The organism is Ruegeria sp. HKCCD6426 (genome assembly GCF_057221115.1).
Genome location: NZ_JBWVBF010000004.1, coordinates 283992 through 310085 on the forward strand (window position 1 = coordinate 283992; position 26094 = coordinate 310085).

Consider the following 26094-nt stretch of genomic DNA (forward strand, 5'->3'; position numbering starts at 1 on the left):
AAGATAATGTATACGGGGGGATGAGCATATGATTGTATTGGAGAAACGGCCACAGCCGTCCAAAGCGTGGTCCTATGCGACCCCTTTGGTGGCCGTGCTGGCGACAATGTTTTTTGGCGGGCTGTTATTCGCCATTCTGGGCAAGAACCCCATTCAGGCCATAGGAACTATTTTCTGGGAGCCTTTGTTCGGAGAGTTTGCGTTCTATTACCGTCCGCAATTGCTGGTGAAAGGTGCGCCGTTGGTTTTGATCGCCATCGGCCTGTCGCTGGGCTTTCGTGCAGGTATCTGGAACATTGGTGCCGAAGGTCAGTACATCATGGGTGCCATTTTTGGTGCGGGGGCCGGTCTTGCGTTTTACCCGCTTGATGCGTGGTACGTTTTCCCGATCATGGTAATCGCTGGCGCATTTGGCGGGTGGCTCTGGGCGATGATCCCTGCCTTTCTGAAAGTGCGTTTCGGCACCAACGAGATCCTTGTCTCATTGATGCTGGTTTATGTCGCCGAGCAGATGCTGGCGTCGGTTTCCCTGGGCCTGCTGAAAAACCCCGAAGGCTTTGGCTTTCCTGGATCACGCAACCTGCAATCCTATGAGAGCGCCCACAATGCCGAGCTGATCGTGGGATCGGGTATGCATTGGGGTGTCGTTACAGCCCTGATTGCCGTGATCTTTGCCTATGTTCTGCTGAATCGCCATATGCTGGGCTTTCACATCCGCCTGACGGGTGAAGCCCCGCGCGCGGCGAAGTTCGCTGGCGTGAATCCGGCGCGGCTAATCCTGTTCTGCCTTGGTTTGTCCGGAGCTCTTGCCGGGCTGGCAGGTATGTTCGAAGTGTCCGGACCCTCGGGCGTGGTCAGCATCGACTTCAACGTCGGCTACGGCTTTACCGCGATCATTGTCGCCTTTCTGGGCCGTCTGCATCCTGTGGGCATTCTTCTGGCCGGTGGCCTGATGGCGCTGACTTATATTGGTGGCGAGATCGCGCAGTCTCAACTAGGTCTGCCCGCCGCTGCCATTCAGGTGTTCCAGGGCATGCTTCTGTTCTTCCTGCTCGCCTTCGATCTTTTGACCAACTACCGCATCCGTGCGGCCCGTAGCGAGGTGGCTTGATCCATGGACCTTACTGAAATCAACCCCGTCCTTTTGCTGGCCTCCCTTATGGTCGCAGCAACCCCACTACTTTTGGCCGCGATTGGGGAACTGGTCGTCGAAAAGGCCGGCGTCCTGAACCTTGGCGTCGAAGGCATGATGATCGTCGGCGCAATCAGCGGCTTTGCCATCTCCGTCGAGACCGGCTCACCCTGGCTCGGTTTTATCGCTGCGGCCGTCGGAGGCGCAGTGTTGTCCTTGTTGTTCGTGTTATTGACACAGGTTGCGCTGGCAAATCAGGTAGCCAGCGGTCTGGCACTGACACTGTTCGGCCTTGGGTTCAGTGCCCTGTTGGGACAAAGCTATGTAGGTGTCAAACCGCCCAGCATGGGAGAAATCCATATCCCGCTGATCAGCGACATTCCGGTCCTTGGCCCGATCCTGTTCCAGCATGATCCGATCCTCTATGTCGGCATCGCATTGACCGCCGCGGTCTGGGCTGTCCTGAAATACACCCGCGTAGGATTGATCCTGCGAGCGGTGGGTGAAAACCACGATGCGGCACATGCATTGGGCTACAAGGTGATCAAGATCCGCATTCTGGCGATCCTGTTTGGTGGTGCCTGTGCCGGGTTGGGTGGCGCCTATATCAGCCTGATCCGTGTTCCGCAGTGGACCGAAGGCATGACGGCCGGTGTCGGCTGGATCGCGCTTGCACTGGTTGTATTCGCCAGCTGGAAACCATGGCGTGCATTGCTGGGTGCGTATTTGTTTGGCGGAATCACAGTGTTGCAGCTTAATCTGCAGGCAGCGGGCGTTGCCATTCCCGTCGAGTATCTGGCAATGTCACCCTATATTATCACGATCCTTGTGCTTGTGATCCTTTCGGCCGACAAGAGCAGCGCACCTGCCTCACTGGGCCGTATCTTCCATGCCTCGCACTAGGCGGGGCCAATTGAACCAACTTGGGGAGTAACCACATGAAGTTCACTTCAATTCTGACAAGCGCCGCGATGGCGCTGGGTCTGGCGACAGGCGCCATGGCCCAAGACAAAACAAAGGTCGGCTTCGTGTTTGTCGGCCCGGTCGGAGATGGCGGCTGGACCTATGAGCATAACAAAGGCCGCCTGGCTGTTGAGGAAGAATTCGGTGACAAGGTCGAGACCGTGTTCGTTGAATCCGTACCCGAAGGACCGGATGCAGAGCGTGTGATGACCCAGATGGCGTTGGAAGGTGCTGATCTGATTTTCACCACCTCGTTTGGTTACATGGACCCGACCATCAACGTTGCCAAGAAGTTCCCGAACGTTAAGTTCGAGCACGCCACCGGCTATAAAACAGCGCCGAACGTTTCGGTCTATTCCGCCCGGTTTTATGAAGGGCGCGCAGTTCAGGGCCATATCGCGGGGAAGATGACCAAATCGAACACTGTCGGTTATATCGGTTCCTACCCGATCCCCGAAGTGATCCGTGGCATCAACTCGGCCTATATCCACGCCAAGAAGGTCAACCCGGATGTCGAGTTCAAGATCGTCTGGGCCTACACTTGGTTTGACCCGGCAAAAGAGGCTGATGCCGCCACCGTTCTGATCGAACAGGGCGCAGACGTGATCCTGCAGCACACCGACTCGACCGCTCCGCAAGCGGCTGCACAAGAGGCGGGTAACGTGATCACCTTTGGCCAAGCGTCGGATATGAGCGAATATGCTCCGATGCCGCGTGTTTCGTCGATCATCGACAACTGGGCACCTTACTACATCGCGCGCACCAAAGCCGTGATGGATGGTTCCTGGGAAACTGTGAACACATGGGACGGCATCGCGGAAGGAATGGTGGAAATTGGTGAAATTTCGGATGCTGTTCCGGCGGACCTCAAAGAAGAGGCACTGGCCCTGAAGGCGTCCATTGCCGATGGCAGCTACCACCCCTTCACAGGCCCGCTGAAAAAGCAGGACGGCAGCGACTGGTTGGGCGAAGGTGAAACTGCCGATGACGGCACACTGGCTGGTATGAACTTCTATGTCGAAGGGCTTGAAGGCGAAATTCCGCAGTAAACTCGATCTAATGACACAGTTAAAGCCCGCCACTTCCGGCGGGCTTTTTCATTTCTGGTCGTGATGTCCGAAAATTCGCCATGCCAGAATGATCCGGGAAATCGCGGTCAAAAAACACAAACCTCCGAAAATCCACGACAAGAACGAAAAGGCATTCGGCACTAAACACAGCAGGGTGAAAAAGGCGATCGTTTCGGCGCCTTCCAAAAGACCGCCCGTGAAGTACAGTGCCTTTTCTCCGCGTGCATGGGTCTTCAGGCCGTGCCGATCCGCCAGCAGCGAAAACCCAAGAAAACTTGCCCCGTTGAAATAGAACGACAGCAGCAAAAAGCCCCCGGCCGCCCCATTCGTGACCGGATCAGCCAAAATGAACCCCAGCGGGATTGCGCCGTAAAACAGGAAGTCGCAGGTAATATCCAAATACCCGCCAAAATCCGTTCCGCCCCGTGCCCGCGCGACCGCTCCGTCCAAACCGTCAGCAAGACGTGACAACAGCATTGGACCCAACGCCCAATAGGTTTCACCCGCCACGATCAACCCTGCGGCAAGCAGACCAAGCGCCAGCCCGATCAACGTCACCTGATTTGCCGTAAACCCCAACCGGGCCAGTAAGCGGCCCTGAGCATTCAGGGCCGGGTCAATTATCGGTCGGATCTGCGCATCGAACATGAGCGGCAGTTAACCGCACTTATCGATCATGACCAGACACATTACCGCGAGGCGCGTGCTGTGAATGCCACTTAGTGCCCGCTGAGAACCAGCGTGTTCACCGGCATCAGGATCAGGCGCAGGCGCAATCCGGCGGCGTGTACAACGCCAATAGTGTCGACAACATGCAGAAACGCTTTTTCCCAGAACCCAAGGTTTTCATCTTCGAGCTTGGCATGGTTGTCGGTATAGACATTGGCCAGACAGTTACTGCCGGGTGGAATCCGGTCCGCCATGCCTTTGTACAAAGGTTCAAGATAGACCAGAATCGAGCCCGGATTTGTGTTTGTCTGAACGTCGCGCAATTCGTCGGAAGGACGAATCTGCCCAGACGGGATCACGTCCTGAACTTGGACCACTACAACTGGGATAACTGTGAATGGCTTGGTCATGCATCCCAGTTCGCCAATCATGCCCGGCTTGATGACCTGTGCGGACAATTGATTGAACGCCGCCTGAAACCGGTCGTGGCCGGACGACGAAGGCACCAGAATGCCTGCTGGTCGCAGCAAGGGGCTGACGTAATCACCAACCTGCAACCCGAATTGTTCGATACGGCCCGTCACACCTGCGTTGATCACAGTCTTATCCAACTCGGTCAGGGCGGCATCGAGCTGCGCATTGGCGCTGGCGAGTTGGGCGGGGATCAGTTCTTCGATCTGCTGAACGACGGCTGCGCGTTGGGACTGGGCCGCGACAACCTGGGCTTCACGTTCGGCCACCAGATTTTCAAGCCGATCGATTTCCGCCAGACGAACCGCGCTGGAGCCTTCGTCGCGCAGGGTCGTGTTTCGCTCCAGGTCTTCCTTCGCCTGATCCAGCGCAGCGCGGGCGCCTGCAATGCCGGCATCTGCATTGGCAAGATCCGTCTGTGCTACTTTCAACGACGCCTGAACCTGTGCGATCTGCGCATGCGCAGCTTCAACTTGAGCTGTCTGGGTGAAATCCTCGATCCGAAAAATCGGCTGGCCCGCTGTCACGGTCTGGTTGTTGACAACATAAACCTCGGACACGCGACCGCCCAGCTGCGGCAAGATGGTTACGGTACGAAAAAAGGACGCCGCAGCGCTGCTGGACGGGTGAAAATAGAACAGCGTCGTGATCACCGTGAGTGCCATAATGGCACAGGTCGTTAACCCCCACCGCAACTCGTACCACATGGTGAACAGCGTGATTTCATGGCCAATTCGCTTACCCTGTACGAAGCGCCGAAAAAGGAAATCGGGCAGCACGGTCACAAGCGCGCACATCAGTGTTTCCAGCATGTTCTAGTGCTCCTGCGGCGCGGCTGTTTGTGGGTTAGGGTCAGCAGGCGACTCTTCGACGGGTGGCGTTGACGTACTTTGCGGCGCGAGCGAGCGGATGGCGTCGGCGATAGCGCGTAACGGCGCGGCAAAATCGGGGAACTGAAAGCCCGCCACCAGAATAGCCGCCACCCAGAATAGGCCATTATGGGTAAACAATGCGAGAAGCGCCAAAATTCCCACAAGCTGGAACTGAGGGTGATTTGACTCATGTGCGATTTTTTCGGGGATCGAGTGCAAGGTGAAATATGCAACACCGATCAATACGATCACGACGACCGTAAAAACCAGCATAAACGTGAAAAGAAAATCGCTGCCATCGGCCTGAACCACATAGGACGGGACATGTCCTGTGGCCATCGGGTGTATGTCCGCAGTGTTCACCCTACCCTCCTGTCTCCTGTATGTTCTTTCTTTGGATGGGTTGATGCACAATTTCAAGCCTGCTTATAGTTTGCAAGGCAACTGAACGGTTCCGCAAAACAATCCAGAGAAACAAATGTTTACTGATACACACCCGTCCAAAGCCTGCCCTGCGGCCAAAGATCAATGATCGATTTTCTTGTTGTGGGCGGCGGGATTGCAGGCCTCAGTGCCGGCGCGCGGTTGTCGTCGCACGGATCCGTCACGGTGCTCGAGGCCGAAGATGCCCTTGGCTATCACGCCTCGGGTCGGTCGGCGGCGTTATTCGAGGAAAGCTATGGCCCACCTTCCGTTGTCGCCCTGAACAAGGCCGGGGCGGATTTCCTGAAATCAGAAAATGGCGGCTACCTGACTCCCCGCGGGCTAATGCTGCTTGGTGGCAAAGATCAGGCAGAGTTGTTCAACAGAGATTTGACCAGCCTGAATATGCAGGGCATTTTAGTTGAGCATGCGCTATCTCGCGTGCCCATCCTGAATCCGGACACGGTCGGGTTTGCTGCAGTAGGCGAAGCTGCATTCGACATAGACACCGACCGCATGCTGCAGGACTTTGCCCGCACCATTCGCGCCAATGGAGGGTCGGTCCTGACCCGCCAAAAAGTAACCAGTATACGAAAATTGGGGCACTGGACAGCCGAAGCGGCCCAAGTGTTCGAAGCCCGATATCTTGTAAACGCGGCGGGGGCCTGGGTGGACGAAATCGCAGAAATGGCAGGAATAACACCTATCGGGATTCTGCCCCGTCGCCGATCCATGGCGCGCATCCCTGCACCGGGCGGGCATGACGTGACGGGTTGGCCCATGATGCTTGGCGCTGGCGAAGGGTGGTATGCCAAGCCCGACGCCGGAAAGCTGTTAGTGTCCCCTTCCGAGGTGGACGTCACCACGCCCCACGATGCTTATGCTGATGACATGGTTTTGGCAGAAGGACTGGCGCGGTATGAAGCGATGGTCACAGAGCCCGTGACGCGGGTCGAAACCAACTGGGCCGGGTTACGCAGCTTCGCCCCGGATGGAACATTGGTCTTGGGCCCGGACCCATCTGATTCATCCTTTATCTGGTCCGCCGGTCAGGGTGGGTACGGCTTTCAGACCGCCCCAGCCGCATCCCAACTGGTGGCAGATCTCACGATTGGACATGGCACAAATCTAGGGCCCGAATTTCTTGCGGCCCTGAAGCCGGATAGGTTGCGCAGATGACCCGACGACCGCCACCAAAAGCCAGCGTCGTGATCCAAAGCGAAGGCGACAAGCTGGTCGCCCCGGCCGCCAATCGAAATGTCGAAGCTCTGTGCAACCTGATTGAGCGCATTGCACCCGAGCAAGGCCGAGCCTTGGAACTGGCGAGCGGCACAGGGCAACACGTCATGGCTTTCGCCCAGCGCCTACCGGGTTTGACTTGGCAACCCACAGAGATTGCGCAGGAACGTCGAGCCAGCATCGACGCCTACAACATTGATCTGGCAAATGTCGCTGACGCCGCGCATCTGGATGCAACCTTACCAGATTGGCACAAGTCATTTGGCGGGCAGGATTTGATCGTACTCATTAACCTCTTACACCTGATCAACTGGCCCATGGTCAAAACGCTGGTCGCCGAGGCAGCGCTGGCCCTGCGTCCATCCGGTTGCCTCGTGCTGTATGGACCGTTCAAACGCTCGGGCCGTCTGACCAGCGAAGGCGACCGGCGGTTTCATGAAGCTTTGACCGCAGAAGACCCCGAGATCGGCTACAAGGATGACACGCAAATCCTTACTCTTTTTCAGGAATGCGGTCTGGACCTGGCCGAAGCCATCGAAATGCCTGCCAACAATCTGGCTTTTGTTGCAAAAAATCCGAGCACCTGACCAAGATCAAGGCCTGCACCACGCCTCCTCCATCATATGCGAATTACTGTATGTATAATGAGGAACTCATCATGGCCTGGCAGGAAAAACTTTCTGATACGCGTAAAGGGCTACGCAATCTCAATACCGCGATCCCTGACACCGCCCGTGCCTTTGGGGCATTGGGAAAGTCAGTCAAGGAAGGCGGTACGCTGGACTACAAGACCAAGGAATTCATCGCCTTGGGAATGTCCATCGCTGTTCGATGCGAACCTTGTATTTCGCTGCACACCGAGGCTTTGATCAAAGCTGGTGCTACCCGGGAGGAAGTATCGGATGTTTTGTCTATGGCCATCCAGATGGGCGGTGGACCGTCCATGATGTACGCAGCCAAAGCGTTGGAATGCTTTGACGAACTGACCGCTGGGTAAACTGCGTCAATCTGCCTCCGCCGGACAGGCGGGGCTGGCACGTTTCAATACTGGAAGCGCCCCATCAAAGACGGAGAAGACCGCAATGAAACCTATTATGCCCGCACTGGCCATAACCTTTTCCGCAAGCGTCGCACTCAGCGCCAGCGATATGGATGAAGGTCTGGAACACTTCCTTGAAAGCTGGGATCTGAACAGCGACGGGGTCATTACTTTGTCCGAGGCAACTGAACAGCGCGAAGACCTCTTTTACATGTTCGACAGCGATGAAAATGGCATTCTCGACAGTGTCGAATATGACCAGTTCGATGCCACACGGGCCGCGGCATCCCAAACCGAAGGCGTGCCAAGCAAGGCCATGATCGCGGTAAACACGCTGAAGCGTGAATTCAACGACACCAATCAGGATGGCCAGGTCAGCCGTGAGGAATTTCTGAGCGGAACCGACATGTGGCTGCGAGCGCTGGACATCAACAAAGACGGCGCTGTCAGCCAGATAGATTTCGAACAATCCTGAAAAAAGGCCCCGGATCTCTCCGGGGCCTTTTCAAATCAGCCGTCCTTGCGGATGACCTCGTTTTTCGGATCATAGGGGCTGTCGCAGGTGACGACCGCATCCCACAACTTATCCTGTATCTTGACCTTCAGCTTGGTGCCTTCCACGGCCAGATCAGGTTTCACATACCCCATGCCGATGGATTTCTCGAACGCCACCGAGTAACCGCCCGAGGTCAGACGACCCACACGCTCACCTTCCGGTGTGTACAGCACCTCGCGACCCCAAGGATCGGCATCTTCGGGACCGTCGATCAGCAGGGTGCAGCATTTCACGCGCACGCCGGTTTCGACCATCTTATCCTTGCCGTGGAATTCTTTGTTCAAATCGACAAAGCGCGGCAGATCGGCTTCCAGCGGGTTCGCATCGCGACCCAGTTCGTTGCCGAAGGCACGATAGGATTTCTCCTGACGCAGCCAGTTTTGGGCGCGGGCGCCGACCAGCTTCATACCGTGCTTCTCACCCGCTTTTTCGAGCAGGTCGAACAGGTAGTTCTGCATCTCGATCGGGTGGTGCAGTTCCCAACCCAACTCACCGGTATAGGCCACGCGGATCGCGTTGACCGGGCACATGCCCAGTTCGATCTGCCTGGCCGAGAGCCATGGGAAGCGTTTGTTGGACAGTGCGGTTTCCGGATCGGCGTCCTTGATGACCTCTTTCAGAACGTCACGCGATTTGGGTCCGGCGATGGCGAAGACGCCCCACTGGGTGGTCACGTCCTGGATCTCGATGTAGCCGAACTCCTCCATCTTGTCTTCGGCCGCCTTGCGCAGATAGTCGGCGTCGTATTCGGTCCAGGCACCGGCGGAGACGATGTAGTAGTTGTTCTCGCCGTTGCGGACGATGGTGTATTCGGTGCGTGTGGTGCCGTGCGAGGTCAGCGCGTAGGTCAGGTTGATACGACCGACCTTGGGCAGCTTGTTGCAGGTGAACCAATCCAGGAACTGGGTCGCGCCGGGGCCTTTGACGACATGCTTGGTAAAGGCCGACGCGTCGATCAGGCCAACGCCTTCGCGGATGGCTTTTGCTTCCTCGACAGCGTATTGCCACCAACCACCGCGACGGAACGAGCGGGCGTCATGGTCGAAGTTCTCGGGTGCATCCAGGGGACCGAAGTAGTTTGGGCGTTCCCAACCGTTGACCCAGCCAAACTGTGCGCCACGAGCTTTCTGACGATCGTAAGCCGGAACGGTGCGCAGCGGGCGGCAGGCTGCACGCTCTTCGTCGGGGTGGTGCAGGATATAGACGTGCTCGTAGCACTCTTCGTTCTTGCGCGCCGCGAATTCGGTGGTCATCCAGTTGGACGAGTAACGTTTGGGGTCCAGCGAGGCCATGTCGATCTCGGCTTCGCCATCGACCATCATCTGCGCCAGATAGTATCCGGTTCCGCCCGCTGCGGTGATACCGAACGAGAACCCTTCAGCTAGCCACATGTTGCGCAGACCCGGAGCCGGACCAACCAGCGGGTTGCCGTCGGGGGTGTAGCAGATCGGGCCGTTGAAATCGTCTTTCAGGCCGGATTCGGCACAGGACGGCACACGTTCGGCCATCGCCATGTACTGATCGGCGATCCGGTCCAGATCCAGCGGGAACAGGTCGGCGCGGAAGCTGTCCGGCACGCCGTGTTCGAACCGCGCGGGTGCGCCGTGTTCGTAAATCCCCAGAATCCAGCCGCCGCGTTCTTCTCGTGCATAGGATTCGTTATCTGCGTCGCGCACAACGGGGTGTTCGGGGTTGCCCGCCTCGCGCCATTTGACCAGCTCTGGATCCTTGTCCATGACGATGAAGGTGTGCTCGACCGGAATGGCAGGCATCTTGATACCCAGCATCTTGGCGGTGCGCTGTGCGTGGTTGCCCGATGCGGTCACGACATGCTCGGCAGTGATCACCACTTGCTCATCGCTCTCAACCAGATTGCCGCCCTTTTCGACCATCTTGGTGCAGGTCACTTCCCAGTGGGTACCGTTCCAGTGGAAGGCGTCGGCCTGCATCTTACGGACGATCTCAACGCCGCGCTGGCGCGCCCCCTTGGCCATCGCCTGTGTCACGTCGGCGGGGTTAATATAGCCGTCCTCAGTGTGGTAAATCGCGCCCTTCAAGTCCGAGGTTTCGATAAGCGGCCAGCGTTCCTTGATCTGGTCCGGGGTCAGCCACTCGTACGCGACATCGCAAGTCTCGGCAGTGGACGCATAGAGCATGTACTCGTCCATACGCTCCTGCGTCTGCGCCATGCGCAGGTTGCCGACCACAGCGAAGCCCGCGTTCAGGCCGGTCTCTTCCTCAAGCTGCTTGTAGAAATCGACCGAGTACTTGTGGATGTGGGTCGTCGCGTAGGACATGTTGAACAGCGGCAACAGGCCTGCTGCGTGCCAGGTCGAGCCAGATGTCAGCTCGTCCCGCTCAATCAACATCACATCTTCCCAGCCTGCCTTGGCCAGATGATATGCAATCGAGGTGCCGACGGCACCGCCGCCAACGACCAGTGCTTTGACTTGGGTTTTCATAACCGGGCGTCTCCCCTTGAATTCAGTTGACACCATATGGCGCATTTGAGTCGACCGGCGCGACATTCATCCGACCAGTGATATAAAAAAAACGACCCGCAGGTGCTGCGGGCCGTCGTTTTGGTTGCAAATTGGATCAGTTGCTTCCAACGGCGCAGCGTTTGCTGCTTCCAACAAGAGAGCAAGCGTTGCTACCGCTACCACCCTTTCGTACGGTAACCCCTGCGGACTTATCCTGTTCGGCGCCTGAACCCTCAAACATGGACGTAAGACCTGCCAACAACCCGCCCGAGGTTTCCTGGTTCTGTTCCTCGGCAGCGGGACCGTCGCCTTTGATATTTGCCATCAAACGACCCAATAGACCTTTTCCTTCGGAACTCGCTTGTTCTGTTTCTGCTGTCATCAGATCATTCAACCCTTTGCGGTACCCTATCTGCATCAGATCATTGGGTGAGGATATTTTGTTTGCGGTCAGATCGAAGGCGTCATTTGGCAGGCCATACTGTCCAGCAAGTGTATTCGCGACCAGCGAAAGACTATCCAGATTCTGAATCCGCATGCTCGCCAATTCACCCCTCAGCTTGACGAACTCACTGCGCAGATTTGCCATTTCAACGGCTAGTTCGGCTTCGGTTGCTTTATCCACCTGCGTATCGTTTCCGACACCGGGCACCGGCAGGCTGAGCAAAGCGTTCAGGCCATCATAATTCAACTGCCCGAGAAATTCGTAAACTTCGTTAACTGGTGCATCTGATCGGACCAGCAAGCGGACTTCCTGACCAAATCCAATCGTTGCAACAAAGGTGTTGAAGCTAACTGTCACTCCGGTCTCAGCCACTTTCTTCTTGATCATTGCCCAATCCCGGCGCGTCGTCTTGGACACATCATAGTATTCGTCCTGTATCGCCTGAAAATATGCGACCCCGCCAATGACCCCAAGAGGCACATAATCGGTGTTAGAGAAATTCATCGAAGCGATCGACTGCGCAATGTTTCCCGCAAGAGTTTTGGTATTCGCCCGGTTGACCAATGAGATCTGCAGCCAGATCGCGTTGTCGCCGTTTTCGTAGACCCAGCCGATGCGATCCAGCTTCCGGGCGCGTGTTTTCGCCTCTTGCACGGCAACTTCAATGGCCAATGGGCGCGCGGCATCGCTTGCCTTGGCCTGATCCTCACCAAGACGGGCGTCAACGGTGAAATCATGATCTGCAATCGCGCGGCGCACCCATTTTTCACCAGATTCGGGAAGGTAAGGTTTACCGCCGGCGCGCCATCGTTTCTGCCTGTCCTGTTCGATCTCCTCAGCAGCCTGTTCCTTTTGGTACAGGTTGAAGCGATCGTTAATCGTCGCGATATAGCCGTCGACAGAAAGCGTACCTTCGTGTTTCTTATCCTGCTGGTAATAGTCCAGGCCGCTAACAACTATTATTGCGACCAACGCGAATCCAAAGAAACGCAACAAATCCATTGAAAACCTCGGAATCAATATACTGCTCTGAGGGATTTGATCACATGGAATTAAGGCGCCGTTATGGCCTCAAACAGCAGAATTTCTGATAGTGTCAGGACAAAATCTTACCCGGATTCATGATGTTATCAGGATCTAATGCCGCTTTTATCGCAGACATATAGGTTGTCGCCGCGCCAAGCTCCTTGACCAGATAGGGACGCTTACCCTGTCCGATGCCATGCTCACCGGTGCACGTCCCCTCCATCGAGATGGCGAGATCGTTCAGCCAGCCGACGAAGCCTTCGGCTTTTGAAACTTCGTCCGCATTTTCCATGTCGATCAGCAACAGCGTGTGAAAATTCCCGTCACCCACATGCCCTACCATAGGCGCAAGCAATCCGAGGTCTGCCGCTTTTTCCTGGGTCTCGGTTACGCATTCGGCAAGGCGCGAGATCGGAACGCAAACATCCGTCGACATTCCTTGCGCACCGGGGCGCAATTGCAGACAGGCCCAATACATATCATGCCGGGCCTGCCACAGCTTGCTGCGCTCTTCGGTGGTCGAAGTCGCCGCAAAATCGGTTCCACCAAATTCCTCAGCGATTTGCCCAAATGTTTCGGCTTGTTCGGCTGCACCGTTCTGTGATCCGTGGAACTCCAGTAAAAGCAGTGGTGACTCCGGCAGCTCCAACCCGGAATATGCATTGGCAGCCCGCACCGACATTTCGTCCAGCAACTCGATCCGCGCAACCGGGATACCGTATTGGATCGTCATCATCACAGCCTGACAGGCGGCGTCGACCGTCGGGAAGGAACAGCGAGCCGAAGAGATGGCCTCGGGGATACCTTGCAGGCGTAGCGTGAGTTCGGTGATTATACCAAGTGTGCCCTCTGCGCCGACAAGCAAGCGGGTCAGGTCGTACCCGGCGGATGACTTTTTCGCGCGATGTCCAGTTCGAATTATCTGACCGTCTGGCATGACGGCCTCAAGACTCACGACGTTGTCCTTCATGGTTCCATAGCGCACCGCGTTGGTGCCAGAGGCACGCGTTGCCGCCATTCCACCGAGCGAGGCATTGGCTCCGGGATCGATAGGGAAAAACAAGCCCTGATCGCGCAGATTGGTGTTCAGGTCCTCGCGGGTCACACCGGGTTGCACGACGCAATCCAGATCACCCGCATTGACGGCCAATATCTTGTTCATCTGGCTGAGGTCGACCGAGATGCCGCCTGCGGGCGCGTTCACGTGACCCTCAAGGGAAGTGCCGGTGCCAAAGGGAATGACGGGCACCTTGTGGGCGGCGCACGTCCTGACAATCTCGGACACCTCTTCGGTCGATTGGGGAAAGACCACCGCATCAGGACTCTGGTTCTCGATCCATGTCGTGGTGTGGCCGTGCTGCTCGCGTATCGCGGCACCGGTTTGCAACCGATCGCCGAACCGTTGCTTCAGGATGCTGATGGCAGTTTCAATCCCATCATCGTTCCTTGGCAAAGTCGTAGCCTGCACCATAGCTTTTCTCCTGCGGCCTGACCCAGAAACGGGTCCTTAGGTCCATGACTAAGTGCCCCTCCGGGTTGGGGCAATACCCACAATCGCTGAGGTTTTAGTCGCCAAGTGCGATCCCCTCGCGCCGTGGATCGGCACCGCCTTTTAGAACCTCACCGATTTCGATGGCATGCAGGCCCGAAGTCAGGTCGCGCGGATTAACCTCAAACCCCATGGCGATCAGCGTGTCTCCATGCCCTTCTGCGGCTGTATCAATTTCCAAATCATAAGTGCCAAATCGGTTGACCAGGTGCGGCAGCATCAGGGCTTGCTGGATGTTCATATCCCAATCTGCCCAAGCAATAATCGACTTGGCCACATATCCGATAATACGGCTACCTCCGGGCGAGCCAATTGCCAGCACCGGTACTCCGTCCTGCAGTACAATTGTCGGGCTCATAGAAGAACGAGGGCGCTTGCCCGGTTCAAGTCTGTTCGCGATTGGCACACCACCGGTATGCGTGCTGAACGAGAAATCCGTCAGCTCGTTATTCAGCAGAAACCCGTTGGTCATCAGGCGCGAGCCAAAGCCGTTTTCGATCGTCGTCGTCATTGACAACACGTTGCCATAGGCATCCACGATTGAGATGTGAGAAGTCGACGGTAGCTCAAGTGACACATCGTCCGCCCAGTTCGAGGCGTGATCGAATTCGGGGTTTCCAGGCGAAACGTCGGACAGAGCGTTACTTTCTGAAAGCAAGGCCCCGCGCTGAGACAAGTATTCAGGATCAACAAGACCCTTGGTGGGCACGGGAACGTAATCACTGTCGGCCATGTATCGGCCACGGTCCGCGAACGCCAGCCGCGAGGCATCACCGATCAGCCGCCACGCTTCTGCATTTTCCGCGCCCATCGAAGCAAGATCATAGCCCTGCAACATGCCCAGAATCTGCCCGACCGTCAGAGCCCCCGAAGAGGGCGGTCCCATTCCGCAAACCTCGTAAACGCGATAGGGGGCGCAGACCGGCTCACGCTCGATCACCTGATAAAGGGCTAGATCCGTCCCCGACAGCACCCCCGGATTACCCGGTGCTGTGCGAACCGTGTTGACGATTCCGGCAGCAACATCACCGCCATAGAATCCGGCGGCACCCTCGGCAGCCAAGACCCGAAGTGTCGTTGCGTAGGCTGGATTCGTCAGACGCTGACCCTGGGCCAAGGGTTGACCTTCGGGCAGGAAATACGCGGCGGTTGCCGGAAAGCGCGACAAACGATCAGCGTCATTCTCGACCAGCCCAGCCAGACGCGGTGAAACCAGAAACCCCTCGTCCGCTAGTCTGATACCGTCCTCGAACAATGTCGGCCACGGGCTACGACCCCAGCGCCGATGTGCCTCTTCCAGCAATGCGGGCGTACCGGGCGTCCCAACGGACAGACCACCCACTACGGCATCGAAGAATTTCAAGGGCTCTCCGTTTTCATCCTGAAACAACGTAGGAGTTGCAGCAAGCGGTGCGGTTTCGCGCCCGTCCAGAGTGGTCAAAGTGCCGCTGGCGGCATCATACCAGACCAGGAAGGCACCCCCACCAAGGCCGGAGGACTGCGGCTCGACCAGACCCAGAACAACCTGAACGGCTACCATTGCATCTGCCGCCGTACCGCCGGCGCTCAGAACGCGGGCTCCGGCCTCGGCTGCCAACGGGTTTGCCGCAGCCACCATCCAGTTCTCGGCTTCAACTGGCACACCGGTAGCCTTGGCTTCGAGCGCGGCGATTACTTGTTCCGTCAGGCCCTGAATTTGCCCCTCTGTCGCAACTTCTGGCGATACGGAATCGGCAGCTTCCTGCGCCAATGCAGGCGCGGTGAAAATCGTGGTTGCCAGTAAAGTAACTGAAATCCAATTGGCACGCATGTGCTTACTCCCATTCAAAATAAACGCAACTTTGACCAGCCCAGCGTTCCCACTAGCCTTACAACACACTCACCCAGCACAGCAGACGACGCTTGGCCGACAGTCAGGGTTTACTACAGCATGGCGGGTACGACCTGATCCGGCGGGCGGTGACCATCTTCAAATGTCTTGATGTTGATAATGACTTTCTCACCCATCTCAATCCGGCCTTCGAGCGTGGCCGACCCCATATGAGGAAGCAGCACCACGTTAGGCATTTGCCGCAGGCGCGGATTCACATCGGTCCCGTGTTCATATACATCCAGACCCGCGCCAGCGATCTCGCCTGTGCGAATCATTCTCGTCAACGCGTTCTCGTCGATAACTTCGCCACGCGAAGTATTTACGATCACTGCCGAAGGCTTCATCAACTTCAATCGTCGCGCATTCATCAAGTGAAATGTCGAAGGGGTTGACGGGCAATTAACCGAAATGACGTCCATACGCGCAACCATTTGGTCCAGGCTTTCCCAGTAGGTTGCTTCCAGTTCCTGTTCTATCTCGGGCCGCAGCCTGCGGCGATTGTGGTAATGAATCTGCATTCCAAACGCGCTGGCGCGTCGAGCAACGGCCTGCCCGATCCGGCCCATACCTAGAATCCCCAATCGGCGACCACCTACCCGCCCTCCCAACAGCGCTGTAGGAGCCCAGCCAGACCAGTCACCCTTTTGCATAAGGCCCAGGCCTTCGGGGATACGGCGTGTGACCGACAGGATCAGTGCCATGGTCATATCTGCCGTGTCATCCGTCAGCACGCCCGGCGTGTTCGAGACCAGGATTCCACGCTGCCGGGCAGTAGCAACGTCGATATTGTCGACCCCTGCCCCGTAGTTGGCGATCAGCCGCAGGTTTTCTCCGGCCTGCCCCAGAATCCCGCCGTCAATCATGTCGGTGATGGTTGGCACCAACACGTCCGCATTTTTCACCGCAGCAACAAGTTCTTCGCGAGACATTGGCGTATCGTCGTCGCGCAGACGCACATCGAAAAGCTCGCTCAATCTTGTTTCCACGGCCTCGGGCAACCGTCGCGTAACGACAACACTCAGACGTTCTCTTGGCACCTCAGCCCTCCTACTGCTTTGCAAACAGTCGCGCGCCATGGCATCGTGGCTCAGGAACAGGCGGGGCACAAGAACCCCATGTGCATTGACGCAACCTTTTTTCGAAACACGATAAACAGGCATAAGAGCAGGCAGGCAGTGAGTGCTATTTTTTGGGTGAAACGCCGCGGTTTGGCGCTGATTTTCGCGTTTCTGGTCGCGTTCGGTGCTTTGTCGGCAAACGCGCAGGACAATCGCGGGCCGGTCACCAACTTGCCCTTGCCACGCTATGTGTCAATGAAAGCCGCCGAGGGTAACGTCCGCCGCGGGCCGTCGCTGACTCATCGAATCGATTGGGTGTTCAAACGGCGCGGCATGCCATTGCAGGTCACCGCCGAATACGGCAACTGGCGCAGGGTTCAGGATCGTGACGGCGCAGGCGGATGGGTACACTACGCGCTTCTGTCTGGTGTTCGCACAGTACTGATCGAGCCCGACTTGTTGCCGATATTTGCAATGCCTGACCCAAACTCACAGGTAAACGCACATTTCGAAACCGGCGTGGTCGCGCGACTGGGCAGTTGCACGAATGATTGGTGCCAAATCTCAGCTGGCGGGTATCGAGGGTGGACCCAGAAAACCAACCTGTGGGGCGTCAACCTATCCGAGATTCGCGAATAGCGGCCACCGTTTCGAAGCAATTCGAGTCCTTCTGCGACAAACAGCTCCAAGCCCATATCCCGCGTCAACAACCTTCGGCGGTTACATCAGGCGACATCATTCACACGGGTCCTGTCTTTGACGCGTTACAGATGGTAATTTTCGGCTTGAAACAAGTTCAGGTTTCTCGGCGCGCTTTGTTTCTTGGCCCTTTGGTTCGCTCCAGACTGTGCACCCTCCCGCTTACCATTGATTCATGTGTCGATCCCAACAGCATTTTAGGCTGGAACTGAAGGAACAAATAACCATTGAAAGTCAGCCCGCTTGCAACGGATTCCTCAAATTCGTTAGCGTGAAAGAAACCAATAGAACGCACCTGAAACAAATTGCGAGTTACGCAATATTTTGTCCAAAAAGCTCTTGAACCCGGAAAGCAACAGTCGTAGATAGCCGCTCACCGTTGGGGTGTAGCCAAGTGGTAAGGCAGCGGTTTTTGGTACCGTGTATCGTAGGTTCGAATCCTACCACCCCAGCCATGATTTTCAGTCTTGATATCCGGCGAAATCTGGAACCTGCCCTATGAGACTTGGAAACTTGTCTGGGGAAGAATAGAATTTCCGTTTCAAAATCCAAGACACAGGCAATTTGAGCACGCTTTCAGCGTCGAAGTTGCCGTTCAGAAATTCGTACACGTCTGAGACTCTCGTGCAGACGGAAAACCAGCCGATTCTCAGCGCGGCGAGCGAAAAGTGTGATTTCGCTGCACCTGCTAATATCCTCCCCCAGGTCTGCATAAGCGGTCATTCAAAGCTGACTAAGCCAGATCTCACGGCGGTCTCAATCGTGACTTAAAAATGACCTGGGAACATCCCAACGCGTCGCCGCCAAAATGCCTCGGGTGGAAGAATTGGCACGCCGCCAACCCCAAACATAGGGATGGGTCAGTTCAGTTGGGGAGGCTCAGTGGTCGGATGTGACTTGTGGAAATAGACTGTCAAAGACGATTTACAACCGATAGAAGCGGCGAAGCAATATGAGCGTATTTGTTAAAATCGTTGACGGTTTAGCTGCTGGGGACACGGACAACAGGACGATCATGATTTAAACAACCTACTTCAAGGAGCACAGCACATTCTTCTGCGTGCGGTTGAAGAAAGGGCGAGTGGCAAACTGATCACCCTGACGAATGGCAGTGTGACCACGAAGCTGCGTACCCTCTCCGACGCCACAGGGTGCCCGATTGAGCTTTTTCTTTCTGCTGGCCTGTTTGGTGATCAAACAAGGTTAGGGCCTTGGTGATGTCAGCTCAACCAAATGCTGTATACGGCGTATTGAAACGCCTTCAGCAGCAGGAATTTCGCCGAAGGCGTTGCCAGATCATGCCTGCTCAAATTGCCGGTGGGCCCGAGCGATATCGCAGCAGGTTTCGCCTGATTCCGCCAGCTTGTTGCCAATGATGAGTTTTGCCCCGGCACAGCGCTTGCGATGCTGAAACGGAGGTGAAAACGTCAGAAGTTCTTTGACAACGCGATGCACATCGGCCCCAGTCCACTCGGACAAACGCTCTGAAGATATCAAAGTCCGGATTTAGCCCTGAGCAATTGCCCGTTGTCGGGGATTTCGGGCCAGAGAGCAGTCTGATCTAAGAGGGAATTGGCTCCACTGGTTGGATTGGTTATGCGGCGGATTTACGGTGAAGCATACATCGTGTTTCGATTGTTTTTCGTTTGATCCCGTTCAGTCCTCTTGCATTCCAGTCGGCGACAGCGCCTTCGACAGAGAAAGTTTTTACAAGTAGTTCCTGTTGCGAGACATTTTGCCGATTCCTGGATTCATGCTGTTTGTTGGGTCGACCGATTTGTAGAACGCAGAAAGTGCAGGTTTGGCCGCATAAAGATGCCCGACATTGTGCTCAGCCGGGTATTCAGCGCCGCGTTTATCCAATATGTCCAACATCGCGGATTTGAGCGCTTTGGGGTCGGCGCCTTTCTTGACGATGTAGTCCTGATGCAGCACATGGCACATGAAATGGCCGTAATATAGCTTGCTCACCAATTGGTCGGCGATTTCCGTCGGTAAATCCTCGAACCAATCTGTATCGTTGCGCCGTAGCGCGATATCGAGCGCGATGATGTCTTCCACTTCGTGCGCATGCACTTTCATGTAACGAATGGCGGCCCCTGCTGCAGCGAAGCGGTGCAGCCCAGCGATCTTGGCCTCACGTGTGTCGCACTCGAAGAAATCCAACTTGCTATCCGCGGTCATACCGTCGAGCAGATTCCGGGCTTCTTCAATACCGTCATCGCGCATCTTGAGGATCAGGTGATGTGGGAACCGATCCCGATAAGCCCGCATCCGGCGCGGCAGGATGTCCGGCCAAAAGCGCATTGCAAACTGCATGAACCGGTCGGTGAAATTGGCAAGGACCGGAACACCTTCGAGCCGTGAATCCACCGCGCCCTTGATGGCAAAAAAAGTCGGCAAACGGTCAGTTCCCAGCTTGTCGATCATGACCATCGTGTCTTTGCCATATCGATCCGAGATATCAAAAACTTCCTGATGCATGTATTCGGCACTAACTGGCAGCGTTTTGAAATCTGAAAGGATACGCCGGCGCAGTTCGGTCAGTGCTGCGGTGTCTTGTGCTCCGATAAAGAATGTACGCTCGGTTTCGTTCTTGGCATACGTGTCCAGCCGCACTGCAAAAACAGCCAGTTTACCCGCGCAACCCGCTGCTTCGTACAACCGCGACTTGTCGGCGTTGAAACGAGCCGGGGTGTCGGCGTCCACGTTGCGTACACGACGGGCGTAATCAGTATCCGAGGCTTTTCGATTATCGGTCTCAATGTCTTCGGCGCTGAATTCGCCTGTTTGCAACCGGGTCAGGATCTCTTCCGGTGTGTCACCCAGGCGAACGCCCAGATGATTGACAAGTTCCAAAACACCATCCTTTGTGATGCGGGCATACAGAGACAGTTCGGTGTAGGAGGGCCCACGCTCGACCAGAGAACCGCCCGAGTTGTTGCAGACACCGCCAACCACCGATGCTCCGATGCAGGACGACCCTATCACCGAATGGGGTTGTCGGCCAATCGGGGCCAAAAGTTTTTCCAGCGCAAACAGGGTGCTGCCCGGAAAGCTGATCACTTGATGGCCATCGTTGATCAGGTGCAGCTGATCCATGCGACGCGTGTTGATCAGCACCACATCCCGATCGTACTGCCCTTTAGGCGTGGATCCTTCGGTCAGACCGGTATTGGCGGCCTGCATGATAACGATCTTGTCGGCGTCAACGCAGGCCTCAAGCACCTGCCACTGCTCAAGCAATGTCCCAGGCTGGACGACTGCCAATGCATCCCCCTCACCGGATCGGAAACCCAGGCGGAAGCGGCGGGTGCTGCGGGCAGAAGTCAACACATGCCGTCGCCCGCAAATGGCCTGTAACTGCTTGATCAGGTCGATGTCGGTCATCCCGAGGCCCTCCTTAATACGCGACCGAAGGAAGCCACGTCGCCAATTGAGGCCATAGGAAGACAAAGAACAAGCCAGTAAGCTGCAGGATCACGAACGGAATGATGCCCTTGTAGATATCGGTCAGCTTGATTTCGGGAGGGCAGACACCTTTCAGGTAGAACAGCGCAAAGCCCACGGGCGGCGTAAGGAACGAAGTTTGCAGTGTCACCGCGACGAGGATCACGAACCACACCAGTGCCGGCTCATCGATGACGCCGAATCCATTGATGTCCAGACCCAGCCCGTTGACGATCGGACGCATCAGAGGCAGCACAATTAGCGTGATCTCGATCCAGTCCAGAACGAAGCCCAGCAGGAAGACGATGAACAGGATCATGAAAACGGTGCCGTTGGGGCCAAAACCCGTGCCCTGGATCATCTCTTCGATCAGCGCATCTCCGCCCAGCTCACGCAGGACATAGGAAAATACGGTCGCGCCAAGGAAGATCGCGAAAATATAGGCGGTCGTATTGAACGTGGCTTTCAAAACATTCACCAGCTTGACCAGTGTCAGCTTGCGATACCCCAGCGCCAGCAGGGTCGCGCCCAATGCGCCGACGCCCGAGGCTTCGGTTGGTGTGGTGAGGCCTGCAAAGATCGATCCCAAAACCGCCAGGATCAGTGCCAGAGTAGGCAGGACAGCAATCAACACATCTTTGACAGCTGCCCAATCGGGACGGGTCGCGCCTTCAGGCACCGGAGCTACATCACGTTTGATCAGGGCAACCACGAAGATATAGGTCAGATACAGTGCGCCAATGATCACCCCGGGGAATACTGCGGCCATGAACAGATCACCCACGGACAAGGCCATCTGGTCGGCCATGATGACCAACATGATCGATGGTGGAATCAGGATGCCCAGCGTGCCACTTGCCGAGACTACGCCTGCCGCCAGAGAAGGGCTGTATTTCTGCTCCATCATCGAAGGCAGCGACAACACGCCCAGCAGAACGACGGAGGCGCCGATTATACCCGTTGAAGCAGCCAGGATAATCCCAATCATTGTGACCGTGATCGCCAGCCCACCCCGAACTGTGCCAAACAGGCGCTGCATCGACGACATCAACCGCTCGGCCACGCCGGATTCGTCCAGCATCAGGCCCATGAAGATAAACATCGGAAGCGCCACAAGCACCGCATTGGACATGGTGGCATAGACTCGGTTCACCACCGCGCCCAGTGTCAGGTAATCGAGACCGGTCAGCGTTTCCTCTAGACCCGTCCAGTTCATCATGCCGTTGTCGAACAGATAGGCCAGACCGCAATAGGCGACCCCTACCCCTGCCAGCGTCCATGCCACCGGGAAGCCGGTGAACAAAAGCGCGATGAAGGTCAGGAACATTGCGATGACGAGCTTTTCTTCAGTCGTCTCGACAAGGAAAGTCAGCGCGGTTGCCACAACGGCAAATCCCAACAGCGCCCAGAATATCAGGCGCAGGCCCTTACCCCGACGTTCTTCCTCGAGATTGGCGATCAGCGCGTGAATGTCGTGGATCAAACGTGCGCCTGCAGCCAAAGCAAGCAGGACAAAACTGATCGGGATCACCGCCTTCAAGGCCCAGCGGGCAGGCAAACCGGTAGGGCTGTCCGAGGATTCATTCACGCGCCAGCTTTCGTAGAAGTAATCATAGCCCTGATCGACCATCAGGTAGATGAACGGGACCAGAAGGGCAAAGATACCGATTATTTCAATAATCCGACGGGCCCGCAGACTGAGCTGCATGTGCAGCAGATCGACACGAACATGGCTGTCGGTGACCAGCGCATACGAAATACCGATCATCGTTACCAACCCATAGAAATGCCACTGAATTTCATCCAGCTTGGGATAGTTTTGATTGAACAGATAACGCATGGCCACCTGTGAAACGATGGCAGCGACCAGAAGCAGGTTGGCCCACATGACAACATGGCTGATACCCTTGACGCCTTTGTCGATGGCGACGGCCAATGCCTGACGATCAGGCTCGCCGTGCTCAAGGATGCTTTCATAGACTTCAATCGGGTCGTCCTGATGACGGTGTATCTCGGCCATGGTCTCCTCCTCGAGAATTAGGCGGTGGGGACGTGAATGCGCCCGGTATGTACTAAAAGTGAAGAAAATCAGGGGATCCGGAGGCGGCGGATCGTGCTGCCTCCGGACAGTCGCAAGTGGTTGATCACTTGCGGGGGAGGAACGCGTTCTCTTTCCAGACGGCATAGCCATCGCGGAATTCGTTCATGTCGGCCAGAACCTTGGCAAAAAATGCGTCGTTGGCGGCCTGTTCGGCTGCAACCTCTTCCCAGGTTGCGCGGAACGTCTCGAGCATCTCGTCATTCCATTGCTTGATCTGAACGCCGTTGTTTTCAACGTTGTCGAGCAAGGCCGCATGCTGGATTGCCTCACCTTCTGCAAAACTATCGGCCATCGATGCCTTGCAGGCATTTTCGATGATCGACTTGTGCTGGTCGCTGGCTTCGTTCCAAACGTCCTTGTTGATCATCAATTCAAACACGGTGGCCTGTTGGTGCCAGCCGGGGAAATAGTTGTACTTGACCAGCTTGTGGAACCCCAGACGCGCGTCGATCGCAGGCATCGAAAACTCAGTCGCGTCGATGGCGCCTTTTTCCAGCGCAGGGAAGATTTCGCCGCCCGGCAGCAGTGACGTGGCAACGCCCAACTTCTGCATGACTTCACCACCCAGACCAAAGAAGCGCATCTTCAGGCCGTTCAGGTCTTCGGGGCTATTGATTTCTGTCGCGAACCAACCCGATGTTTCGGGGGCGATAATGGCGCATGGAATGACGTGCACGTTGAAGCCCGCCTGGTCATACATCTCCTGATACAGGCTCATGCCGTTGCCATAATACAGCCAGGCCATGTATTCGCCCGCCTCGGGGCCAAACGGGACAGCGGAAAACAGCGGAGCTGCGGGAATTTTGCCGGCCCAGTATCCAGCCGTGGTGTAGCCCGAGTTGATCTTGCCCGAGGACACAGCGTCCAGAATTTCGAATGGCGGAACCAGTTTGCCCGGCTCATAAACCTTCATTTTCAGCGTGCCGCCGGACATCAGGTCCAGTTGTTCGGCCACGCGCGGAATTGGCGATCCCAGACCCGGCAGCGCGGTTGAGAACGCGATTGGGGTCTTGAGCAACATCTTATCTGCCGCATGAGCAACCGGCGCTGCCAGCAGTGAGGCAGCGACGGCAATCGAGGTCAGGGTGGTTTTCATGATTTCTCCTCCAAGGTGCGGGTCAGCCAATAGTCCGGCTGCCAGTCTCACCGCGTCAGCGGCACACCTGGTAAATATTCTTTACCACATCTACCAGTCAACAATTTAATTTACCACTTGATCCCAAAACAATTGACTGTGAGCGAACATCAGATTTTGCAATTTTTTCCTCAATTCTCTTGGATCTCGATCTATTTATTTAAAAACAAATAGTTACTCAAAAAACTTTTATCCGTATTTTTGGGTAGTTTCGCTTGCAATACAATAGATCAGTGGTAAATTTTAAGAACAACCTATGTGCCCCACATATTCAGCACCGGACAAGAACCATGAGCGCCAACAGCCTATTTGATCCCGTGGGTCACGAATCAATCGCCGATGCCGTCGTCGAGCAAATCGAGACGATGATCGTCGACGGTATCCTGAAAGAGGGCCGAAAAATTCCCTCAGAACGAGACCTCGCCGAAGCCATGGGAGTTTCGCGTCCCAAGTTGCGCGAAGCACTTCAAACGCTGGAAAACCGCGGCTTGGTCACCGTGCGTCATGGCGAAGGTACCTTTATCGCCCCGCTAACCGGACGGGCCATGTCCCCTGCCCTGTTGTCGCTTTATGCCCGCCATGGCGATGCTTTCTATGATTATCTTGAATATCGCCGCGAGCAGGAAGTCTTTGCCAGCCGCCTGGCTGCGCAACGCGCTACTCAATCCGACAAAGAACGTATCGCGGAAATCATCAACGATTTGCAAAAGGCGTGGGAAGAAGATGACAATGACGCCAGCGAAGATGCCGACTTTCGACTGCATGCAGCGGTCGTCGATGCCAGCCAGAATACGACCCTAATTCATATGATGGCCTCGATCTATGACCTTACCCGTCAGGGGGTGTTTTATAATCGCAGGTTTCTGCGCACAATGGACGGCTCGGGCGAGGCGCTATTGGAGCAGCACAAAGAGATTGCGCAAGCCATCATCGACGGCGACCCTATCCGAGCCGAAGCCGCAGCCCGGCAGCACATGGATTTTGTCGAGACCTCCTTCCGCGTAGGTCAGGAACGACAATCGCGTGAAATCCGCGCTGCAAAAAGGCGCCAATTCTCAGACTAGTCATTGTTGTAGCCAGCGGATCCGATCTTGTTATTCCGCTAGCTGAGCCGCCAGAACCTACGGCCCCAGCAGTGCTAGCGCAAACATATACACGTGACCGAGGGGAGGCACTCTGCGCAAGATACCGACCTCATTCTGTCGGCCAATGTCACGCACCAGATAGCAATACTTCGCCAACCAAACGATGTGATAGCAGCGACAGAAAACGCAGTGCTTCCCGGTGTTGTTCTGCATGACCTTACTCGGGATGAGGCGGGTCCGACTGGAAGTCGGAAGGTATGCTCTAACACGTGGAAACTTCATAATGCAGAATAGTATCGGGCAAGCATTGCGACCGATCATAGCAAGCACCCGCATATGACAAATCCGGCAGGGACTTTTCGGTTGTTCCGGAAGATTGCATCGCACCAAGGGTACTGGAACTCAATTTCAGCTTAGGGCTGCTACCAGCCTTTCCTTCAAGTTGCAGAGAAAGCCTGGAAATAGCCGATACTGTGAATTCGTTTTTTGCTCCGCGTGAGTTTGCGGCACGAACAATATCGCTATCGCGCAATTCCCTACTCTGCCCGGTAGCGAGAAGTCCGGCGTCGGAGTGTAGTAGGTGTATGCTTCAACGACGTCGTCGTAGACCTAGTCGCATTAATAGGGCATTCGAAGTGCATAGGGTTGGCACTATTTGTTTTGACATAACGACAAACGGATGTCCGGCGCCTAGGCCCGGAACTTGGCGTCGTGTTCTCCATGGCAAACCCCTAACACGGTTTGCTGTATCGACCC

20 protein-coding genes and 1 tRNA gene are annotated in these 26094 nt (G+C 56.0%); 10 read left to right on the forward strand and 11 right to left on the reverse strand.

Annotated features, from left to right (window positions below; genetic code table 11):
• Positions 1–28 precede the first annotated feature (28 nt).
• Genes AC2TDA_RS14210 through AC2TDA_RS14220 form a run of 3 tightly spaced genes read left to right on the forward strand, consistent with a single transcriptional unit; the run spans position 29 to position 3144 of the window.
• Positions 29–1111: an ABC transporter permease gene (locus AC2TDA_RS14210; RefSeq protein ID WP_480849089.1), complete on the forward strand. Its 1083-nt coding sequence runs from the start codon at positions 29–31 to the stop codon at positions 1109–1111.
• A 3-nt stretch (positions 1112–1114) separates the two neighbouring features.
• Positions 1115–2035, forward strand: coding sequence for an ABC transporter permease (locus tag AC2TDA_RS14215; RefSeq protein WP_480876956.1), 921 nt, complete (start codon positions 1115–1117; stop codon positions 2033–2035).
• Between the two features lie 35 nt (positions 2036–2070).
• Complete coding sequence (locus AC2TDA_RS14220; protein WP_480849093.1) at positions 2071–3144, forward strand: BMP family ABC transporter substrate-binding protein; 1074 nt, start codon at positions 2071–2073, stop codon at positions 3142–3144.
• 48 nt (positions 3145–3192) lie between these two features.
• Here AC2TDA_RS14220 and AC2TDA_RS14225 read toward each other — a convergent pair whose 3' ends face one another.
• The 3 genes from AC2TDA_RS14225 to AC2TDA_RS14235 form a co-directional block, all read right to left on the reverse strand.
• Positions 3193–3813 carry a CDP-alcohol phosphatidyltransferase family protein gene (locus AC2TDA_RS14225; RefSeq protein WP_480876958.1) on the reverse strand — a complete coding sequence of 207 codons (621 nt, stop codon included), beginning with the start codon at positions 3811–3813 and terminating at the stop codon, positions 3193–3195.
• A gap of 71 nt (positions 3814–3884) precedes the next feature.
• Positions 3885–5117 carry an HlyD family secretion protein gene (locus tag AC2TDA_RS14230; RefSeq protein WP_480876961.1) on the reverse strand — a complete coding sequence of 411 codons (1233 nt, stop codon included), beginning with the start codon at positions 5115–5117 and terminating at the stop codon, positions 3885–3887.
• 3 nt (positions 5118–5120) lie between these two features.
• The gene (locus tag AC2TDA_RS14235) at positions 5121–5516 is read right to left on the reverse strand and encodes a hypothetical protein (RefSeq protein WP_480878081.1); all 396 of its coding nucleotides are present in this window, start codon (positions 5514–5516) and stop codon (positions 5121–5123) included.
• A 189-nt stretch (positions 5517–5705) separates the two neighbouring features.
• On the opposite strand from AC2TDA_RS14235, the gene AC2TDA_RS14240 reads away from it, so the two are divergent.
• From AC2TDA_RS14240 to AC2TDA_RS14255, 4 genes are all read left to right on the forward strand, one after another.
• On the forward strand, positions 5706–6779 hold the full coding sequence (locus tag AC2TDA_RS14240) for an NAD(P)/FAD-dependent oxidoreductase (protein WP_480876964.1): 1074 nt from the start codon (positions 5706–5708) through the stop codon (positions 6777–6779).
• A complete protein-coding gene (locus AC2TDA_RS14245) occupies positions 6776–7426 on the forward strand; it encodes a DUF938 domain-containing protein (protein WP_480876966.1) in 651 nt (216 codons plus the stop codon). The genes AC2TDA_RS14240 and AC2TDA_RS14245 overlap by 4 nt, the downstream gene beginning before the upstream one ends.
• A gap of 71 nt (positions 7427–7497) precedes the next feature.
• Positions 7498–7836, forward strand: a complete 339-nt coding sequence (locus AC2TDA_RS14250) for a carboxymuconolactone decarboxylase family protein (RefSeq protein ID WP_480849101.1) — start codon at positions 7498–7500, stop codon at positions 7834–7836.
• 85 nt (positions 7837–7921) lie between these two features.
• Positions 7922–8353, forward strand: coding sequence for an EF-hand domain-containing protein (locus tag AC2TDA_RS14255; RefSeq protein WP_480849102.1), 432 nt, complete (start codon positions 7922–7924; stop codon positions 8351–8353).
• A gap of 35 nt (positions 8354–8388) precedes the next feature.
• Here AC2TDA_RS14255 and AC2TDA_RS14260 read toward each other — a convergent pair whose 3' ends face one another.
• The 5 genes from AC2TDA_RS14260 to AC2TDA_RS14280 form a co-directional block, all read right to left on the reverse strand.
• A complete protein-coding gene (locus AC2TDA_RS14260) occupies positions 8389–10896 on the reverse strand; it encodes a GcvT family protein (protein ID WP_480876969.1) in 2508 nt (835 codons plus the stop codon).
• A 136-nt stretch (positions 10897–11032) separates the two neighbouring features.
• Positions 11033–12364 carry a hypothetical protein gene (locus AC2TDA_RS14265; RefSeq protein WP_480876972.1) on the reverse strand — a complete coding sequence of 444 codons (1332 nt, stop codon included), beginning with the start codon at positions 12362–12364 and terminating at the stop codon, positions 11033–11035.
• A gap of 94 nt (positions 12365–12458) precedes the next feature.
• Positions 12459–13859: an FAD-binding oxidoreductase gene (locus AC2TDA_RS14270; RefSeq protein WP_480876974.1), complete on the reverse strand. Its 1401-nt coding sequence runs from the start codon at positions 13857–13859 to the stop codon at positions 12459–12461.
• A gap of 94 nt (positions 13860–13953) precedes the next feature.
• Positions 13954–15747 carry a gamma-glutamyltransferase gene (ggt, locus tag AC2TDA_RS14275; protein ID WP_480876979.1) on the reverse strand — a complete coding sequence of 598 codons (1794 nt, stop codon included), beginning with the start codon at positions 15745–15747 and terminating at the stop codon, positions 13954–13956.
• Between the two features lie 113 nt (positions 15748–15860).
• The gene (locus AC2TDA_RS14280) at positions 15861–16847 is read right to left on the reverse strand and encodes a 2-hydroxyacid dehydrogenase (RefSeq protein ID WP_480849110.1); all 987 of its coding nucleotides are present in this window, start codon (positions 16845–16847) and stop codon (positions 15861–15863) included.
• Positions 16848–16985: 138 nt separating this feature from the next.
• On the opposite strand from AC2TDA_RS14280, the gene AC2TDA_RS14285 reads away from it, so the two are divergent.
• Complete coding sequence (locus tag AC2TDA_RS14285; protein WP_480876982.1) at positions 16986–17507, forward strand: SH3 domain-containing protein; 522 nt, start codon at positions 16986–16988, stop codon at positions 17505–17507.
• Between the two features lie 440 nt (positions 17508–17947).
• Positions 17948–18022: transfer RNA gene (locus AC2TDA_RS14290), tRNA-Gln, on the forward strand.
• A gap of 1252 nt (positions 18023–19274) precedes the next feature.
• On the opposite strand, the gene dld is transcribed toward AC2TDA_RS14290, so the two are convergent.
• The 3 genes from dld to AC2TDA_RS14305 form a co-directional block, all read right to left on the reverse strand.
• Complete coding sequence (gene dld / locus AC2TDA_RS14295) at positions 19275–20957, reverse strand: D-lactate dehydrogenase (RefSeq protein ID WP_480876983.1); 1683 nt, start codon at positions 20955–20957, stop codon at positions 19275–19277.
• A 13-nt stretch (positions 20958–20970) separates the two neighbouring features.
• Complete coding sequence (locus AC2TDA_RS14300) at positions 20971–23037, reverse strand: TRAP transporter large permease subunit (RefSeq protein ID WP_480876985.1); 2067 nt, start codon at positions 23035–23037, stop codon at positions 20971–20973.
• 124 nt (positions 23038–23161) lie between these two features.
• Positions 23162–24214, reverse strand: a complete 1053-nt coding sequence (locus tag AC2TDA_RS14305; protein ID WP_480849117.1) for a TRAP transporter substrate-binding protein — start codon at positions 24212–24214, stop codon at positions 23162–23164.
• Between the two features lie 329 nt (positions 24215–24543).
• Here AC2TDA_RS14305 and AC2TDA_RS14310 point away from each other — a divergent pair, with 329 nt between their 5' ends.
• A complete protein-coding gene (locus AC2TDA_RS14310; RefSeq protein ID WP_480876988.1) occupies positions 24544–25317 on the forward strand; it encodes a FadR/GntR family transcriptional regulator in 774 nt (257 codons plus the stop codon).
• The last annotated feature ends 777 nt before the right edge of the window (positions 25318–26094 follow it).